The sequence below is a fragment of the Microbacterium sp. Soil_C_42 genome, from assembly GCF_057656735.1.
The window spans coordinates 46,079-63,935 of the sequence record NZ_JBDGJU010000017.1; the positions used below are offsets into that span (position 1 = coordinate 46,079).

Below are 17,857 nucleotides of genomic sequence, written 5' to 3' on the forward strand. Positions count from 1 at the left end.
GTCATGACCGTCATCCACCACCTCCGCGTCCACCGCAGCGACGAGCACCTCGCGCGTGAGGGGCAGCTCGCGTGGCACATCGCCGAAGTCGCCGCCGATCCCGTCGAGGTCGACGAGGACGTCATCGACATGATCATCAACCGCGTCATCGACAACGCGGCGGTGGCGGCGGCATCCCTCACCCGTGCTCCGGTCAGCGCCGCACGCCAGCAGGCTCTCGACCACGCGGTGTCGGTCGGCGGCTCGGGAGCCACGGTGTTCGGCTGCGCGCTCGACCGCAAGACGAGCCCGGAGTGGGCGGCGTGGGCGAACGGCGTCGCCGTGCGTGAGCTCGACTACCACGACACGTTCCTCGCGGCCGACTATTCGCACCCGGGCGACAACATCCCGCCGATCGTCGCGGTCGCCCAGCACGTCGGCGCCGACGGCGCCGCGCTCGTGCGCGGGCTCGCGACGGGCTACGAGATCCAGATCGACCTCGTGCGCGCCATCAGCCTGCACAAGCACAAGATCGACCACGTCGCACACCTCGGCCCGTCGGCCGCGGCCGGCATCGGCACGCTGCTGGGCCTTCCCGTCGAGACGATCTACCAGGCCGTGGGCCAGGCGCTGCACACCACGACCGCCACGCGCCAGTCCCGCAAGGGCGAGATCTCGACGTGGAAGGCGCACGCCCCTGCGTTCGCGGGCAAGATGGCGGTCGAGGCCGTCGATCGTGCGATGCGCGGCGAGACCTCGCCGAGCCCGATCTACGAGGGCGAGGACGGCGTCATCGCCTGGCTGCTGGACGGACCGGATGCCTCGTACGAGGTGCCGCTGCCGGGTCAGGGCGAGCCGAAGCGCGCGATCCTCGACTCGTACACGAAGGAGCACTCGGCCGAGTACCAGGCGCAGGCGTGGATCGACCTGGCGCGCAAGCTCCACGGCGAGCACCCCGAGCTCGCGGACCCGGCGAACGTGGAGTCGATCGTGCTGCACACGTCGCACCACACGCACTACGTGATCGGCTCGGGCGCGAACGACCCGCAGAAGTACGACCCCACGGCATCCCGCGAGACGCTCGATCACTCGATCCCGTACATCTTCGCGGTCGCGCTGCAGGACGGCGGCTGGCACCACGTCGACTCGTACCTGCCGTCGCGGGCGGGGCGCGAAGACACGGTCGCGCTGTGGCACAAGATCACGACGGCCGAAGACGAGGAGTGGACCCGCCGGTACCACTCGGAGGACCCGGACGAGAAGGCGTTCGGCGGTCGCGTCGAGATCCGCCTGACCGACGGCGAGACCATCGAGGACGAGATCGCCGTCGCCGACGCGCACCCCCTCGGCGCCCGGCCGTTCGCGCGCGAGGACTACGTGCGCAAGTTCCGGCTGCTCGCCGAGCCCGTGCTCGCGCCCGAGGAGATCGAGCGCTTCCTCGACCTCGCTCAGCGCCTGCCCGAGCTCACCGCCGAAGAGGTGCAGCAGCTCACGATCGTCGCCGCCTTCGGCGTGCTCGCAGGTGCTCCGGCTCCGAAGGGCCTCTTCTGATGCCTGTGCCCATGCTCCGCGATCCGGAGATCGGAGAACCGCACGTTTTCCGGATGCCGCGGGCCGCAGCATCCGAAGACGGCACGAAAGTCCGAATTCCGGATCCGCGAAAGCGGGAGGGGAGCCGCTGATGCTGTACTCCACCGTCCCCGCGCACGAGAAGCGGCGGCTGTTCCGCGAGCGGCTCGCGTCGGGCGAGCTGCTGCGGTTCCCCGGGGCGTTCAATCCGCTGAGCGCCCGGCTCATCGAGCGCAAGGGGTTCGAGGGCGTGTACATCTCGGGCGCGGTGCTCAGCGCCGACCTGGGCCTTCCCGACATCGGCCTGACGACGCTCACCGAGGTGGCGGCACGCGGCCAGCAGATCGCGCGCATGACCGACCTGCCGGCGATCATCGACGCCGACACCGGCTTCGGCGAGCCGATGAATGTGGCCCGCACGATCCAGACCCTCGAGGACGCGGGACTCGCGGGCACCCACATCGAGGACCAGATCAACCCGAAGCGGTGCGGTCACCTCGACGGCAAGGCCGTGGTCGACGAGGACACCGCGATCAAGCGCATCCGGGCGGCGGCCGATGCGCGCCGCGACCCGAACTTCCTGATCATGGCGCGCACCGACATCCGCGCCGTGGAGGGGATGGATGCCGCGACCCGGCGCGCGAAGGCGCTCGTGGACGCGGGGGCCGATGCGATCTTCCCCGAGGCGATGCGCACGCTCGACGAGTTCGCCGCGATCCGAGCCGCCGTGGACGTGCCGATACTGGCCAACATGACCGAGTTCGGGAAGTCGGAGCTCTTTTCGGTCGACCAGCTGCAGAGCGTCGGCGTCAACATCGTGATCTGGCCGGTCTCGCTCCTGCGGATCGCGATGGGCGCGGCATCCCGCGCTCTCGATACGCTCATCGACGACGGGCACCTCACCTCCAAGCTCGGCGAGATGCAGCACCGTGCCGATCTCTACGACCTCATCGACTACGAGCACTACAACCACTTCGACCAGGACGTCTTCAACTTCCAGATCGACGCTCCTGGTCGTTGAGCGACGAGCGCAGCGACGAGACGAAACGCGTTCGACTCGCTACGCTCGCTCAACGACCGGGCCAAGCAAAGGAGCAAGGCTATGACCGACCCCGACATCAAGAAGGGCCTCGCGGGCGTCGTCGTGGACTACACGGCGGTCTCGAAGGTCAATCCCGAGACGAACTCCCTGCTGTACCGCGGCTACCCGGTGCAGGAGCTCGCCGCGACGCAGCCGTTCGAGGCGGTCGCCTACCTCCTGTGGCACGGCGACCTCCCGACCGACGTGCAGCTCGCGCAGCTGCGCGCGACCGAGCGCGCCTACCGGCACCTGCCCGCCGACGTGCGTGCCGCGATCGACCTCGTGCCGATCGACGCGCACCCCATGGATGAGGTGCGCACGGCCCTGAGCCTCATCGGTGCGAAGGATCTCGCCGGCACCGGATCGGTGCTCGATGCGAGCGGGAGCGTCGAGGAGAACCTGGCGCGCAGCGTGCGTCTGTTCGCCGTGCTCCCCGCCATCGTCGCCTACGGTCAGCGCCGCCGCCGCGGTCTTCAGCCCGTCGCGCCGCGCGACGACCTCGACTACGCCGCCAACTTCCTGTGGATGACGTTCGACGAGACCGCCGATGAGGTCGTGGTCGACGCGTTCAACCGGTCGATGATCCTGTACGCCGAGCACTCGTTCAACGCCTCGACGTTCACGGCTCGCGTCGTGACGTCGACGCTCAGCGACCTCTACTCGGCCGTCGTCGCAGCCGTCGGGGCGCTGAAGGGCCCGCTGCACGGCGGTGCGAACGAGGCCGTGCTCCACATCTTCGACGAGATCGGCACGGCCGAGAACGTCGACGCCTGGCTCGACCAGGCCCTCGCCTCCAAGCGCAAGATCATGGGATTCGGCCACCGCGTGTACAAGAAGGGCGACTCGCGCGTGCCGACCATGAAGGCGGCGCTCGACACCCTCGTCGAGCACTACGACCGCCCCGACCTGGCCGCGCTCTACGACACCCTCGAGAGCGAGTTCGTGAGCCGCAAGGGCATCTACCCGAACCTCGACTACCCGTCGGGTCCGGCGTACAACCTGATGGGTTTCGACACCGAGACGTTCACGCCGCTGTTCGTGGCGGCCCGCGTCACCGGCTGGACCGCCCACATCATGGAGCAGCTGGCCTCGAACGCGCTCATCCGCCCGCTGTCGGAGTACAACGGCCCCGACGAGCGTCACATCGAGGGCTATGTGGCGGATGCTGCGCACCAGGCCGCCGCCGACCGTGAAGAGGAAGCCGCGGGGTGAGGCCGTGAGCCTCTGGTTCGGCGACATCGCCGCGGTCGACCTGTCGGCGATGGCGCCGGGCACGCTCATCGAGAACCTCGGCATCGAGATCGTCGCGATCCGCGACGATGCGCTGGTCGGACGGATGCCGGTGGACCACCGCTCCGTGCAGCCCGCGGGTGTGCTCCACGGCGGCGCATCGGTCGCGCTCGCCGAGACGCTCGCGTCGTGGGCCGGCTACCTCGCCGTGGACCGTGAGCGGTTCCACGTCGTGGGCATGGAGATCAACGCCAACCACCTGCGCCCGATCTCATCCGGCTGGGTCATCGGCACGGTCACGGCCATCAACGTGGGGCGTCGCGTGCACGTGTGGGAGATCCGCATCGCCGACGAGGCCGGCCGCCTCGTGTGCGTCTCGCGCTGCACACTCGCTGTCATCGAGCAGCGCAGCACCTACGCGACTCCCGACGCGCGCGCCTGACTGCGGTGCTCAGAACGGCGGGTCCGTGTAGAGCGACGTGGAGCAGCCGACCTCGCCCGGCTCGAGCGAGATCCGCCGGAAGCCCGGGTACGTGATGGCGCCGGCCGCATCGCGGAACACGAGGACGCAGTCGCGCTCGGCCGGGATGCCGACGGCCGCGACGACACCGCCGTCGGCCGCGGTCGCCTGGATGCGGATGTAGTCCTGCGGATACGCGTCTCGCAGGGCCCGATCGACCTCTTCGGCCGTCGCGGCGCCGGCGACGATCGCGGCGATCCTTTCGCTGTCCGCCGGGGTGAGCTCCGGGCGCGGCGCCGGAGTCGGTCGCGCCGGCGCCGGCTCGTCCGGGCACGGGATGTCGGATCGCCGCGCCTCTTCGTGCTGCGACCACTCCAGCCGGAAGCACCGCGTCGCGGAGCCCGGACCCCAGGACTCGGCGAACAGCTGTGTCGAGGACGACGCATCCACCTCGACGGCGACCTTGATGTCGATCGTGGCCTGGCTTCCCGCCGACTCGCCGGACCACGCCAGCGGCTCCACGACCGCCGTCCCCGAGTCGACGAACACCTGATCCTCGGGCACCCACCATGCCACCATCTCGGCCAGTGTGATGTCGGGGGCGTTGGCGGAGTGCGATCCGATCTCGGCGGCGACGCCTTCGGCCGCGGCGGCGGCGCGTGCGTCGCCGTCGCTCAGGGGCCCTGCCGTACAGCCGGCGAGCACGAGCGACAGCCCGACCGCCAGGACGGCGGATGCCCGCGCCCGCTGCGGAACCGCCATCGCGGCCGACGCGCCGGGGGTACTCGTGCCGCGATCGATCATCGGCCGATTCTGTCGTGCCCGCGACCGACGCTCGCAGATTGTTGTCGGGTGTCGACAATCGAGCCCTCGACGATGAGCACGTCCGCGTCGGCGTCGTGGACGATGTCGGCGCTCTCCGGCGGCGTGACCCGGAGCCGAGGTCGGCAACCCGCATAGGCTCGACGCAGGAGGTCTCCCATGCCCCACGCCGTCATCGTCGATGTGGTCCGCACCCCGTCCGGGCGCGGCAAGCCCGGGGGAGCGCTGAGCACGGTGCACCCCGTCGATCTCGTCGCGGGCGTGCTCACCGCGCTGCTCGAGCGCAGCGGCCTCGAGTCGCGGCAGATCGACGACGTGCTGATGGGATGCGTCAGCCAGGTCGCCGATCAGTCCCTCAACATCGCGCGGCACGCGGTCCTCGCGGCCGGGTTCGACGAGACCGTGCCGGCCGTCACCATCGATCGCCAGTGCGGCTCGAGCCAGCAGGCCGCGCACTTCGCCGCGCAGGGCGTGATCGCCGGCGCGTATGACATCGTGATCGCCGCCGGCGTCGAGTCGATGAGTCGCGTGCCGCTCGGGTCCAACGCGCACGGCGGCACGGTGTCGCAGGGCGTCGCCCACCGGTACCCCGAGGGCCTCGTGAACCAGGGCGTCTCGGCCGAGCTCATCGCGCAGAAGTGGGGCTTCAGCCGCGAGGAGCTCGACGCGTACTCCGCCGAGTCGCATCGACGGGCGGCGGATGCCTGGACCCGCGGCGCGTTCGACTCCCAGGTCGTGCCGGTCTGGGGCGGCGGCCCCGAGGCCGTCGCGTTCGACGAGACGGTGCGGGCCGGCACGACCGTGGAATCGCTCGCCGGGCTGAAGCCGGCCTTCCGCACCGATGCGCTCGCCGCCCGGTTCCCCGACCTCGATTGGCGCATCACGGCGGGCAACTCATCGCCGCTCACGGATGCGGCATCCGCTGCTCTCATCATGAGCGAGGAGAAGGCCGCCGAACTCGGCCTCACGCCCCGGGCGCGCTTCCACTCGTTCGCCGTGGTCGGCGACGACCCGATGATGATGCTGACCGGGCCGATCCCCGCAACGCGGCGCATCCTCGAGCGCAGCGGCCTGTCGATCGGCGACCTCGACGCGTACGAGGTGAACGAGGCGTTCGCGTCGGTGCCGCTCGCGTGGCAGCGCGACCTCGCCGCCGACCCCGAGAAGCTGAACCCGTGGGGCGGTGCGATCGCGCTCGGCCACGCCGTCGGTGCATCCGGCACACGCCTGCTCGGGACGCTGGTCGCGCACCTCGAGGCGACCGGCGGCCGCTACGGCCTGCAGACGATGTGCGAGGGCGGCGGCATGGCGAACGCGACGATCATCGAGCGCCTCTAGGGCGCACTCGCCGACCGCCCCCACCGGAGGCTGACGCTCAGGGCGTCTGAAGCCGGGCCTGCCACCGATGGTGCTCGCGCACCATGAGCAGGGCGAGGATGCTCCAGACGCCGAGGTCGTCGGTGAATCCGAGCGGCCCGAGCACGAGCTCGGGGATCAGGTCGATCGGCGAGACCGCATAGACGACCGCAGCGGTCGCGGCGATCCACGTCGTCGGCGCGACGCGGTGCTCACCGCCCTTGAGTGCCTTGAGGAAGCTCCACCACATGCATCGAGTGTGCGCCGCGATCGACCGATAGAGGCCCGGTGAGATCAACTCGTGATGCTGAGAAGTCGCTGATCGCCGCTGCAAGCGATTGCGTGAACGGGAGGAGAACCGATGCTTCGGCTCGCAGCATCCGCTCCATGAAAGCCTTCTCATGATGTAAGCGCTTGCAATTCTCGCGATGCCGCTGTTAGTGTCGGCCGCACAACTGCACCGCGGGCACGTCGGCGTGCCCACCGCCCCACCCCAGGAGCTCCCGTGTCGAAGTCGACCTCAGGACGTGCCCGCATCCTCACCGCCAGCCTTGCCGCGGCGGCGCTCATCGTGACGGGGGGAGTGGTCGCGATCGCACCGGCCGCCGCCGCCGAGCGCACGTTCGCGCTCGTCGGCAGCCTGCAATCCGAGCTCGGCTGCGCCGACGACTGGAAGCCCGACTGCGCGGTGACCGAGCTCGCCGCCACCGACACCCCCGGCGTCTACGCGGCCGACTTCACCGTGCCGGCGGGCTCCTACGAGTACAAGGTCGCCGTCAACGACGCGTGGGACGAGGCGTACGGGCTGAACGGCGGCGGTGGCAACATCCCGCTGACGGTCGGCGGCCCGGCGGAACTGCGGTTCGTGTTCGACGACAACACCCATCGTGTCGGCGTCGAAGCGAGGAGCCTGCGCGCCGGATACACCGCCGACGACGACGCCCTCGTGGCGGCGCCGGTGCGCCAGCCCGGCAGCCAGGAGCAGTTCTACTTCGTGATGACCGATCGCTTCGCGAACGGCGACACCTCGAACGACCTGGGCGGGCTCGCCGGCGACCGTCTCACCACCGGGTTCGACCCGACCGACAAGGGCTTCTACAACGGCGGCGACATCGCGGGCCTGCGCGAGCAGCTCGACTACATCGATGGCCTCGGCACGACCGCGATCTGGCTGACGCCGAGCTTCAAGAACAACCCCGTGCAGGGCGAGGGCGCGAACGCGAGCGCCGGCTACCACGGGTACTGGATCACGGACTTCACGCAGATCGACCCGCACCTCGGCACCAACGCCGAGCTCGAGGCGCTCATCGCCGAGGCGCACGCCAAGGGCATCAAGGTCTACTTCGACATCATCACGAACCACACGGCCGACCTGATCTCGAACACGCAGGGGCAGTACTCGTACATCGACCAGGCGACGGCTCCCTACAAGGATGCGTCGGGGGCGGCCTTCGACCCGGCCGACTACGCGGGCACCGACAGCTTCCCGGAGCTCGACCCGGCGACCTCGTTCCCGTACACCCCCGTCGTGAACGACACGACCGCCAAGGTGCCGGCGTGGCTCAACGACCCGACGCTCTACCACAACCGCGGCGACTCGACCTGGTCGGGCGAGTCGGTCACGTACGGCGACTTCTCGGGCCTCGACGACCTGATGACCGAGCACCCGACCGTCGTGAACGGCTTCGTCGACGTCTACCAGGACTGGATCGACCTCGGCATCGACGGTTTCCGCATCGACACGGCGAAGCACGTGAACTTCGAGTTCTGGGAGACCTGGACCACCGAGGTGCTCGACTACGCGCACTCGCTCGGCAAGGACGACTTCTTCATGTTCGGCGAGGTCTACGACGCCGACCCGGTGAAGCTGTCGCCGTACGTCCGCGACACCGACATGAACTCGGTGCTCGACTTCACGTTCCAGTCCTCGGCCGTCAGCTACGCCGCGGGCAACAGCGCGAAGGGCCTGCAGTCCCTGTACGCGGGCGACGACTGGTACACGACCACCGACACGTCGGCCACGGCGCTGCCGACCTTCCTCGGCAACCACGACATGGGCCGTGTCGGCTACATGCTGCAGTCCACGCCGAACGCGCTCGAGCGCGACCTGCTCGCGCACGACCTGATGTTCCTCGGGCGCGGTCAGCCCGTCGTGTACTACGGCGATGAGCAGGGCTTCGCGGGCACCGGCGGCGACAAGGACGCGCGTCAGACGCTCTTCGCGACCCAGGTCGCCGAGTACCAGAACCAGAAGCTGATCGACGGCACCACTGCCGGATCGGTCGACCGCTACAGCACGAGCGCGCCGGTCTACCAGCGCATCGCCGACCTCGCCGCGCTGCGGGAGGCTCACCCGGCCCTGGTCACCGGCGCGCAGATCGAGCGCTACGCCGACAACGGCGCCGGCGTCTACGCCTTCTCGCGGGTCGACCGCGACGAGAAGGTCGAGTACCTGGTCGCGCTCAACAACACGACGGCAGCCAAGACCGTGAACGTCTCGACGCTCACCGCGAGCGCCTCGTTCGCCCCGGTGTACGGGACCGACGCGGGCGTGTCGACGGATGCCTCGGCAGAGACTCCCGTCACCGTCCCGGCCCTGTCGGCCGTCGTCTACCGCGCCGGGACCACGGTGTCGGCGCCGGAGTCGCCGCTCCCGATCACGGTGAGCGCCCCCGCCGCCGGTGCGGGCCTCACCGGCTCGGTCGCGATCAGCGCCGACGTCGACGACGCCACCTGGCAGGAGACGAGCTTCGCCTGGCGCGTCGCCGGCTCCGACGAGTGGCATGCGCTCGGCACCGCCGAAGACACCGACCCGCGCGTCTTCCACACGGTGGAGGGCCTCGCGGACGGCACGCTCGTCGAGTACCGCGCGGTCACGACCGACGCCGCCGGGCGCCACGCCGCCGCCTCGACCTACGCGTCGGTCGGCAACGCCGTGTCGCTCGTCGTGGAAGAGGAGCCCGAGTCGCCGATCGACATGGTGACCGTGCCCGGAAGCCTCAACTCCGAGATGGGCTGCGCCGGCGACTGGACCCCCGGCTGCGAGGCCGCGAAGCTCACGCTCCGTGCCGACGGCATCTGGGCCGGCACGTTCGACCTGCCCGCGGGCGACTACGAGTACAAGGTCGCGATCAACGGGACGTGGGACCTCAACTACGGCGCGAACGGCGTGCCGGGCGGCGGGAACATCACGATCGACCACGCCGGAGGCCCGGTCACGTTCTACTTCGACCCGCGCTCGAACATCGTGCAGTCGACGGCGGAGGGCCCCATCGTCACCCTGCCGGGTTCGGCGCAGAACGAGCTGGGCTGCGCCGGCGACTGGGCGCCCGAATGCCTCGCGACTCTCATGGCCGACGGCGATAAGGACGGCGTCTACGAGTTCTCGACCGACAAGATCCCCGCGGGCGCCTACGAGATCAAGGTGGCGCACGGACTGAGCTGGAACGAGAACTACGGCGTCGGCGGAGCCCCGGGCGGCGCGAACTACTCGTTCAGCGCGAGCGACGGCAAGCTGATCGTCTTCCGCTACACCCTCGCCACCCACGTGCTGGAGATCGAGGTCACCGACCCGCCGCTGGCCGGCGTGGGGGAGCAGCGCGCGCACTGGATCGACGCCCGCACGATCGCGTGGCCGGCGGACCTCGGCGCCGTGCCCGCCGAGGCGTCGTGGCAGCTCCACGCCTCGGCGGACGCCGGCATCGCCCTCGGCGACGGCGAGGTCACCGGTGGTGACGCGATCGATCTCACCGTGGTCGACGGCGGACTGACCGCCGAGCAGAAGGCCGGCTTCCCTGCTCTCGCCGAGTTCGTCGCGCTCCGCGTGCCGGAGGGGACGGATGCCTCGGGCCTCGTCCGCGGACAGCTCATGGTGTCGCAGCGCGACGCCGAGGGCGCGCTCTCGGGCTTCACCGGGGTGCAGATCCCGGGACTGCTCGACGATCTCTACGCGGATGCCGTGGCCGACGCCGACCTCGGCGTGACGTTCCAGGGCAAGAAGCCCACGTTCCGCCTGTGGGCGCCGACCGCGCAGAGCGCGACGCTGCTCACGTGGGAGGCGGGCGCCGACGGCGACCCCGTGCACCACGAGGCGACGTGGGACGCGTCATCCGGGATCTGGACCGTCGCGGGTGCGAAGTCGCTGAAGGGCGACGAGTACCTGTGGGAGGTCGTCGTCTACGCGCCGACCACCGGGGCGATCGAGACCAACCAGGTCACCGACCCCTACTCGGTGGCGCTCACCACGAACTCCGAGCGCTCCGTCGCCGTCGACCTCGCCGACAAGCAGTGGCGCCCGAAGGGCTGGGAGAAGACGAAGGCGCCCGTGATCGACCGCCCGGTCGACCGCGCGATCTACGAGCTGCACGTGCGCGACTTCTCAATCACCGACGAGTCGGTGCCCGAGGCCGAGCGCGGCACCTATCGTGCCTTCACCCGTGACAGCGCGGGCACGAAGCAGCTGCGCCAGCTCGCCGGCGCCGGCATCAACACGGTGCACCTGCTGCCGACCTTCGACATCGCCACGATCGAGGAGGACCGCTCGAAGCAGGCCGTGCCGGACTGCGACCTCGCGTCGTACGCGGCCGACAGCACCGAGCAGCAGACGTGCATCGAGAAGATCGTCGACGCCGACGGCTTCAACTGGGGCTACGACCCGTTCCACTACACGACGCCCGAAGGCTCGTACGCGGTCGATCCCGAGGGCGGGGCGCGCGTGGGCGAGTTCCGCGAGATGGTCGGCGCGCTGCACGGCATGGGCCTGCAGGTCGTGCACGACCAGGTGTTCAACCACACCTCGGCGTCGGGACAGGCGCCGACGTCGGTGCTCGACCAGGTCGTGCCCGGCTACTACCAGCGCCTCAACCTCGCCGGTGGTGTCGAGACCTCGACGTGCTGCCAGAACGTGGCCACCGAGCACGAGGTCGCGCAGAAGCTGATGGTCGACTCGGTCGTGACGTGGGCCCGCGACTACAAGGTCGACGGCTTCCGCTTCGACCTGATGGGCCACCACTCGAAGGAGAACATGCTCGCGATCCGTGCGGCGCTCGACGAGCTCACGCTCAAGAACGACGGCGTGGACGGCACGGCGATCTACCTCTACGGCGAGGGCTGGAACTTCGGCGAGGTCGCGAACAACGCCCTCTTCGAGCAGGCCACGCAGGGTCAGCTCGGCGGCACCGGCATCGGCACGTTCAGCGATCGGCTGCGCGACGCCGTCCACGGCGGCAGCCCGGTGGCCGGCGAGACGATCCAGCAGCAGGGCTTCGGCACGGGCCTCGGCACCGATCCCAGCGGCGCGCCGATCAACGGCACGACCGAGCAGGCGCTCGCCGACCTCGCGCACCAGACCGACCTCGTGAAGCTGGGACTCGCGGGGAACCTCCGCGACTACACGCTGACCGATTACACGGGCGCCGTGAAGGCGGGCGACGAGCTCGACTACCGCGGCTCGCCGGCCGGGTACGCCGACCAGCCCGACGAGATCATCACGTACGTCGACGCGCACGACAACGAGACGCTGTACGACCTGGCGGTGCTGAAGCTCCCGGCCGACACGACGATGGCCGATCGCGTCCGCATGAACACGCTGTCGCTCGCGACCACGGCGTTCGCGCAGACCCCGTCGTTCTGGCACGCCGGCACCGAGCTGCTGCGCTCCAAGTCGCTCGACCGCAACAGCTACAACTCGGGCGACTGGTTCAACCGCATCGACTGGACCGGCCAGGAGTCGACCTTCGGGTCGGGCCTGCCGCGGGCGGCCGACAACGAGACGTCGTGGGCGATCAAGAAGCCCCTGCTCGCGAACCCGGCGAACAGGCCGGCGGCGTCCGACATCGCCACGGCCGAGGCATCCGCTCTCGATCTGCTGCGCGTGCGTGAAGAGGTGGGGCTGCTGCGTCTGGGGTCTGCCGAGCTGATCGGCGAGAAGGTCACGTTCCCGAACAGCGGGCCGGATGCTGCACCCGGCGTGCTCACGATGCTCATCGACGACCTCGTCGGCGACGACGTCGACCCCGAGCTCGAGGGTGCACTGGTCGTGTTCAACGCGGGGGTCGAGCCGACGACCCAGACGATCTCGTCGCTCGCCGGCCGCTCCTTCTCACTGACGCCGGCGCTCGCGAACGGCTCGGACGAGGTCGTCAAGACGACCACGTGGGATGCCTCGACCGGCACCGTGACGGTGCCCGCGCGGTCCGCCGTGGTGCTGGTCGACCGTGAGCCGGTGGCCACGGCGACGCTGGTCGCGCCGACGAGGCTGCTGGTCACGGCGGGCGGCAGCGTGACCGTGGCGGGCAAGGTCACCGCCGCCGACGGGTCTGCGCCGGTCGGCACGGTGACCGTCACCGACAACGGCAAGGTCGTGGCGAGCGTCGAGCTCATCGCGGGAGCGAAGGGCAAGGTCGCGGTCGACGTGAAGCTCTCGGGCCGGGGTGTGCACCTCATCCGCACCACGTTCACCGGCGCCGGCGACTACGACGACTCGCAGGCGTCGATCCCCGTCCCCGTGCTCGTCTACTGACGGGTCCTGCCGGGCGGGCGCATCCCGCCCGGCAGCCCCGACAGGGCTAGAGCAGCCCCATCAGCTGAGGGCCGAACACTGCGACGGCGGCGACGGCGACGCCGGCCACTGCGAGCGCGGCGATCGCGACGACGAGGATGTTGCCCCCGATCGTGAGGAGCAGTGCGGCGGCGGTGGACAGCTCGCGGTGGCGGGTGACCGGGACGGTGGACGTGGTGCTGACCATGCCTTCGACGCTACGGAGCGGGTCGCGGCGCCGCGTCAGCCCGGAGTCTCATCCGGGTCCACCCGGAGGATGATCTCTCCGGCCGAGACCGGGGAGGGGTCCGCGTCGAAGAAAACTCCTCGGGCGAAGTGTCGACACCGTCGCCGGCCAGGCGACGACCGGAGTGAGGCTGGCGGACGGCCGCCCACAACCGGAAGGATCATCCCCATGAAGTACATGATGTTCGTCGTCACGTCGCTCGAGCCCGATGCCGAGACCGACGAGTCCGACGTCGACCTGTGGGTCGACCCGCTCGACGCCAGCGGCAAGCGCGTCATCGGGGAGGTGCTCGCGCCGCAGGCCGACTCCACGGTGGTGAAGGTGCGCGGCGGCAAGGTCCTGACGAGCCGCGGGCCGTACGTCGAGACGGCCGAGGTCATCTGCGGTTTCGACATCCTCGAGGTCGAGAACCTGGAGGAGGCGATCGAGATCGCGTCGCGGCATCCGATGGCACGAAACGGCCAGCTCGAACTGCGCCCGTTCATGGTCTGGGACCAGTGACGCGAAGAGGCGGCCCCCACCTGGAGGTGGGGGCCGCCTCGTGTGCGGTGTGTCAGTCCGCGGTGCTCTCGCGACGCCTGCGGATCATGAAGAGCGCGGAGCCTGCGATCATCAGCAGCGCCGCGCCGCCGACCGTGATGCCCCACGGGAACTCCGAGCCGGTCGCCGCGAGGGCGCCGGGAGCCACGACCGTGATGCCCACCTCGATCGGGTCGAGACCCGCCGACGTGATCACCAGGCGGTGGTCGCCGAGCGCGATGTCCGACGGGATCGCGACGGTGAAGCTCAGACGGCCCTGCGCATCGGCGGCCGGGATGCCCGAGACCACGACCGGGTCGCTGAACAGCGTCGCGGCCACCGTCTGGCCGGGCTCGAGACCCGAGAGCGAGACGCGCAGCGTGCCACCCTGCTCGACGCGACCGGAGCCGACGTCGACCTGCGCCCAGTCACCGCCGCGCTGCACGCCCGCCGCCGGCGGGTCGCCGCCGGGGTTCACGGGCGCGGGCGGGGTGGTGGTGCCGGGGTCGGTACCCGGGTCGGTGCCCGGGTTCGTGCCGGGGTCGGTGCCCTCGACCGGGGGCTGCTCGCCGATCAGGTACGCGCGGTTCGCGGGCGACGGCGCGACCGGTCCGCCGGCGGCGGCGAAGAAGTCCACCGTCGCCTGGAGGTCGATCTGACCCGAGTCGAGCACGTTCGTGCCGTCGGCGAAGGAGAAGAAGTTGTCGCCACCGGCCGAGAGGAACGAGTTCGTCACGACGCGGAAGGTGTCCGTCGGGTCCACCTCTTCACCCTGGTACTGCATCGACACGACGTGCGCACCACGGGCGGCCGCCGGGTCGTACTCGAACGTGAAGCCCTTCGAGACGCCGAGGGCCAGCTTCGGGCGCGAGGCGCCGTCGGGCTGCCACTGCTGCTCGAGGATCTCCTTGATCTGCGCGCCCGTCAGGTCGAGCGTGACCAGGGTGTTGCCGAACGGCTGGACGTTCGCGACCTCGCGGTACGACATCGCGCCGTTGTCGTCGCCGAACAGCAGGTCGTTGCGCAGGCCGCCCGGGTTCATGAACGCGATCTGCGCCTCGGCGCCGCCGTAGGCAGGGTTCTCGCTCGTCGCCCAGAGGTAGACGTCGGCGACGGTGTTGCCGAGCGTGGAGTGCACGCCGCGGTCCTCGCTGCCCGTCGGGGTCTTGCCGCGGAGGATGTCAGCCGTGATCGAGCCGACCTGCACCCGACCCTTCTCGTCGGCGACCTTCACGGCCTCGCCGACGATGGAGGTCGTCTCGGGCTGCGGGTAGGCGATGTGCTGGCTCACGACCGGGTCGTACAGCGACACGGTGCCGCCGGTGATCGACTCGAGCTCGCCCGACTCGGTCAGCTCGATGTCGAGCGTGCCGAGCGCGGTGCCGTACTGGTGAGCCTGGATGACCGGGCGACCGCCGATCTCGTGCGCGTACCGCTGGTGGGTGTGCGCCGAGACGATGGCGTCGATGTCGCCGGAGGCGTTCTGGACGAGGTCGCCGAACGCGTCGTCCGACTGGCTGGCCTCCAGCGCCGACCCCGCGGCCCCTTCGTGGGCGAGCAGGATGACGACGTCGGCGCCTTCCGCCACAGCATCCGCCGCCGCGTCGTTGGCCGAGTCGACCAGGTCGCGGAACTCGATGCCGGCGATGCCGTCGGGGCTCACCATGCCGGCCGTCTGGGTCGTGACGACGCCGACGAACGCGATCTTCGTGCCGTTGACCGTCTTGATCGTGTAGGGCTGCAGCGCGTGAACGTCCGTGCCCTTCTCGAACACGTTCGCGCCGAGGGCGAAGTCGCTCATCGCATCGGCGTTCTCGTCGCCCTCGTAGCTCGGGATGACGTCGTTCACCAGGTCGTCGAAGCCCTGGTCGAACTCGTGGTTTCCGACCGCACTGGCGTCGAGGCCGGCCGCGACCAGCGCGTCGATCGTCGGGTCGTCGTCGTCGATGAACGACTCGAACGCCGAGGCTCCGATGTTGTCGCCGGCCGAGACGAACAGCGTGTTCGGGTTCTGCTGACGGTACTTGTCGACCGCGCCCGCGAGCACCGCCGCCCCCGCGACTCCGCCGGTCTCCTGCACGAGGCGCCCGTGGAAGTCGTTGATCGTCAGCACGCGCACGTCGGGCTGCGAGGCGGTGAGCTGCGCGACGTCCCACACGGTGGTGGTGCCCGAGACCTCGCTGCCCACGACGAGCTGCGGGGTGCCCGTCGACGAACGCAGCGCGGAGATGAACTGGATGCCCTCGGGGCCGAGGTCGCCGGCCGCGGAAGTCTTCACATCCTGCGTGAAGTCGCGGTTGTTGACGTAGGTGACGTACTGCGCTGCCGCGGGGTCGGTGATGTCGTAGACCATCACGCCGCCGACGCGCTCGAGGCCGACGAAGGCGTAGGTCTTGCCGCCCACGACGCCCACCGTGACATTCTCGGGCTCGGGACCCTTGTCTTCGCTGCGGTCGTTGCTGTTGTTGTTGTCGTTGCTGGCGTTGAAGACCAGGCCCGGGATCTGCGACGTGATCTGCTCGAAGTCGTCGCCCGAGTCGAACACCAGGTTGCCCTTGGTGTCCCAGATCGAGAACGAGCGACCGCCGTAGGCGTACAGCTCGCTGTAGCAGTCGGCGCCGTCGGCCTTGCCGAGGTCGGTGACCACCTTGAGGCGACCGAGGACGTCGTCCTTCTGGATGTTCGCGATCTCCGACAGCGGCCCGGTCGCGCAGATGCCGGCGAGGCCGTCCTTGCCGAGGTCCTTGGTGCGGGCCTCGTCGATGAAGTACGAGTCGGTGTCCTCCACGCCCCACTCGCGCGCGTCGCCCTCGTTCGCGGTGACGAGGTACGTCGCGGTCTTGCCGCCGACGGTCGCCTGGAACGACTGGATGCCGTCGGGCATGTAGAGGCCCTTGAGGCCGGGGTAGGTCTTGATGTCGACGGTCGGAGCGCCCTGCGGATCGCGGTCGCTCGCGTCGAGACCGTTGCCCGTGACGCCGTAGTCCTTGTACCCGAGCGGGAGGATCGAGGTGACCTCGGCCTTGGTGAGGTCGATGACCGCGATCGCGTTGGCCTCCTGCAGCGCCGCGTAGGCGGTGGTGCCGTCGACCGTGAGGTACTCCGGCTCGAGGTTGCGGCTCACGCGGTTGGCCGTGAGCGGCTTGCCCCCCTGGTCGGGTGCCGCGACGTCGGGGCCGAACACGCGCACCTCGGGGTCGAGCGTCTTGGCGCCACCGGCCTCGAACGCGCCGAAGCCCGCGGTCTTGACCGCGCTCTGGGCCGGAGCGGCGACAGCGGCCGGAAGCGTCACGACGCTGACCGAGCCCTCGGGGTCGAGCGAGAAGTCGTCGGCAGGCTCACCCTCGTTCGCCACGACCGCGTACTTGCCGTCCTTCGAGACGGTGACCATGTCGGGAAGGGCGCCGACCTCGACCTCTCCGAGCGCCGCCGCTTCGGCCGAGTCCTGGTTCGCGTCGAAGAACACGAGGTGACCCTTGTCGGTCTTCTTCTCGGCCTCGAAGGCGACGACGCCGAGTCCGTCGTCGCGGACGGCGAGGGAGTTCGCGACGCCCGTCGAGGCGATCGAGAACAGCTCGGTCGGGTGCGCGGGGTCGGTGTTGTCGAGCACGACGACGGTGCCGGCCTGCGCGTTGACCACGAACAGACGGTCGCGGTATGCCTGGACGATCTCGGCGGCGGACTCCCCGTAGACGCCGGACTCGTGCGTGCCGAGCGGGGTCAGTGAGAGTGCGGCGTTCGAGGCGGAGTCGCTGAAGTAGTCCGGAACGAGCGCGGCGGATGCCGCGGTGCTGCTGGTCAGCGCGAGCGCGCAGACGGCCGCGGTCGTCGCGGTGAACGCGACGGCGCGGCGGAGAAGATGCGAAGGCATGCGTGTCCTCTGAAGGGGGTGACGGGTGCGACCGGAAGGGAACCCAGCGTCCAGACCGAATCGGTTCGAGCCTCTCTAGCGAAGGTGACCCCAGGGTGAACGGCACACGACGACTCGGGTGCACGGATTACCGAACAACTACATGGATGTCCTAGTATTCTGGAAGTGGTGACGAAGCCGTCACC

General features: G+C 70.0%; 11 protein-coding genes. 7 read left to right on the forward strand and 4 right to left on the reverse strand.

What is annotated here, in order from left to right:
* The first annotated feature begins 3 nt into the window (after positions 1 to 3).
* From AC3A46_RS11825 to AC3A46_RS11840, 4 genes are all read left to right on the forward strand, one after another.
* Positions 4 to 1,530, forward strand: a complete 1,527-nt coding sequence (locus AC3A46_RS11825) for an MmgE/PrpD family protein (RefSeq protein ID WP_487665358.1) — start codon at positions 4 to 6, stop codon at positions 1,528 to 1,530.
* A gap of 130 nt (positions 1,531 to 1,660) precedes the next feature.
* Positions 1,661 to 2,569 (forward strand): methylisocitrate lyase, encoded by a 909-nt coding sequence (gene prpB / locus AC3A46_RS11830; RefSeq protein WP_310249300.1) that lies wholly within the window; start codon positions 1,661 to 1,663, stop codon positions 2,567 to 2,569.
* 81 nt (positions 2,570 to 2,650) lie between these two features.
* Entirely contained in the window at positions 2,651 to 3,841 is a 1,191-nt protein-coding gene (locus tag AC3A46_RS11835; RefSeq protein ID WP_487665359.1) for a bifunctional 2-methylcitrate synthase/citrate synthase, read from the forward strand.
* 4 nt (positions 3,842 to 3,845) lie between these two features.
* Positions 3,846 to 4,301, forward strand: coding sequence for a hotdog fold thioesterase (locus tag AC3A46_RS11840; protein ID WP_487665360.1), 456 nt, complete (start codon positions 3,846 to 3,848; stop codon positions 4,299 to 4,301).
* Positions 4,302 to 4,310: 9 nt separating this feature from the next.
* Here AC3A46_RS11840 and AC3A46_RS11845 read toward each other — a convergent pair whose 3' ends face one another.
* Entirely contained in the window at positions 4,311 to 5,123 is an 813-nt protein-coding gene (locus AC3A46_RS11845; protein ID WP_487665361.1) for a hypothetical protein, read from the reverse strand.
* A gap of 177 nt (positions 5,124 to 5,300) precedes the next feature.
* Between AC3A46_RS11845 and AC3A46_RS11850 the strand changes: the two genes are divergently transcribed.
* A complete protein-coding gene (locus tag AC3A46_RS11850; protein WP_487665362.1) occupies positions 5,301 to 6,479 on the forward strand; it encodes a thiolase family protein in 1,179 nt (392 codons plus the stop codon).
* A gap of 37 nt (positions 6,480 to 6,516) precedes the next feature.
* Here AC3A46_RS11850 and AC3A46_RS11855 read toward each other — a convergent pair whose 3' ends face one another.
* Positions 6,517 to 6,747 (reverse strand): DUF1232 domain-containing protein, encoded by a 231-nt coding sequence (locus AC3A46_RS11855; protein ID WP_487665363.1) that lies wholly within the window; start codon positions 6,745 to 6,747, stop codon positions 6,517 to 6,519.
* Positions 6,748 to 7,002: 255 nt separating this feature from the next.
* Here AC3A46_RS11855 and pulA point away from each other — a divergent pair, with 255 nt between their 5' ends.
* Complete coding sequence (pulA, locus tag AC3A46_RS11860; protein ID WP_487665364.1) at positions 7,003 to 13,017, forward strand: pullulanase-type alpha-1,6-glucosidase; 6,015 nt, start codon at positions 7,003 to 7,005, stop codon at positions 13,015 to 13,017.
* A 46-nt stretch (positions 13,018 to 13,063) separates the two neighbouring features.
* Here the strand turns inward: pulA and AC3A46_RS11865 are convergent, their stop codons facing one another.
* Complete coding sequence (locus AC3A46_RS11865) at positions 13,064 to 13,243, reverse strand: hypothetical protein (RefSeq protein WP_487665365.1); 180 nt, start codon at positions 13,241 to 13,243, stop codon at positions 13,064 to 13,066.
* A gap of 207 nt (positions 13,244 to 13,450) precedes the next feature.
* On the opposite strand from AC3A46_RS11865, the gene AC3A46_RS11870 reads away from it, so the two are divergent.
* A complete protein-coding gene (locus AC3A46_RS11870; protein WP_056371914.1) occupies positions 13,451 to 13,783 on the forward strand; it encodes a YciI family protein in 333 nt (110 codons plus the stop codon).
* A 52-nt stretch (positions 13,784 to 13,835) separates the two neighbouring features.
* On the opposite strand, the gene AC3A46_RS11875 is transcribed toward AC3A46_RS11870, so the two are convergent.
* Positions 13,836 to 17,672 carry a choice-of-anchor I family protein gene (locus tag AC3A46_RS11875; protein WP_487665366.1) on the reverse strand — a complete coding sequence of 1,279 codons (3,837 nt, stop codon included), beginning with the start codon at positions 17,670 to 17,672 and terminating at the stop codon, positions 13,836 to 13,838.
* Between the last annotated feature and the right edge of the window lie 185 nt (positions 17,673 to 17,857).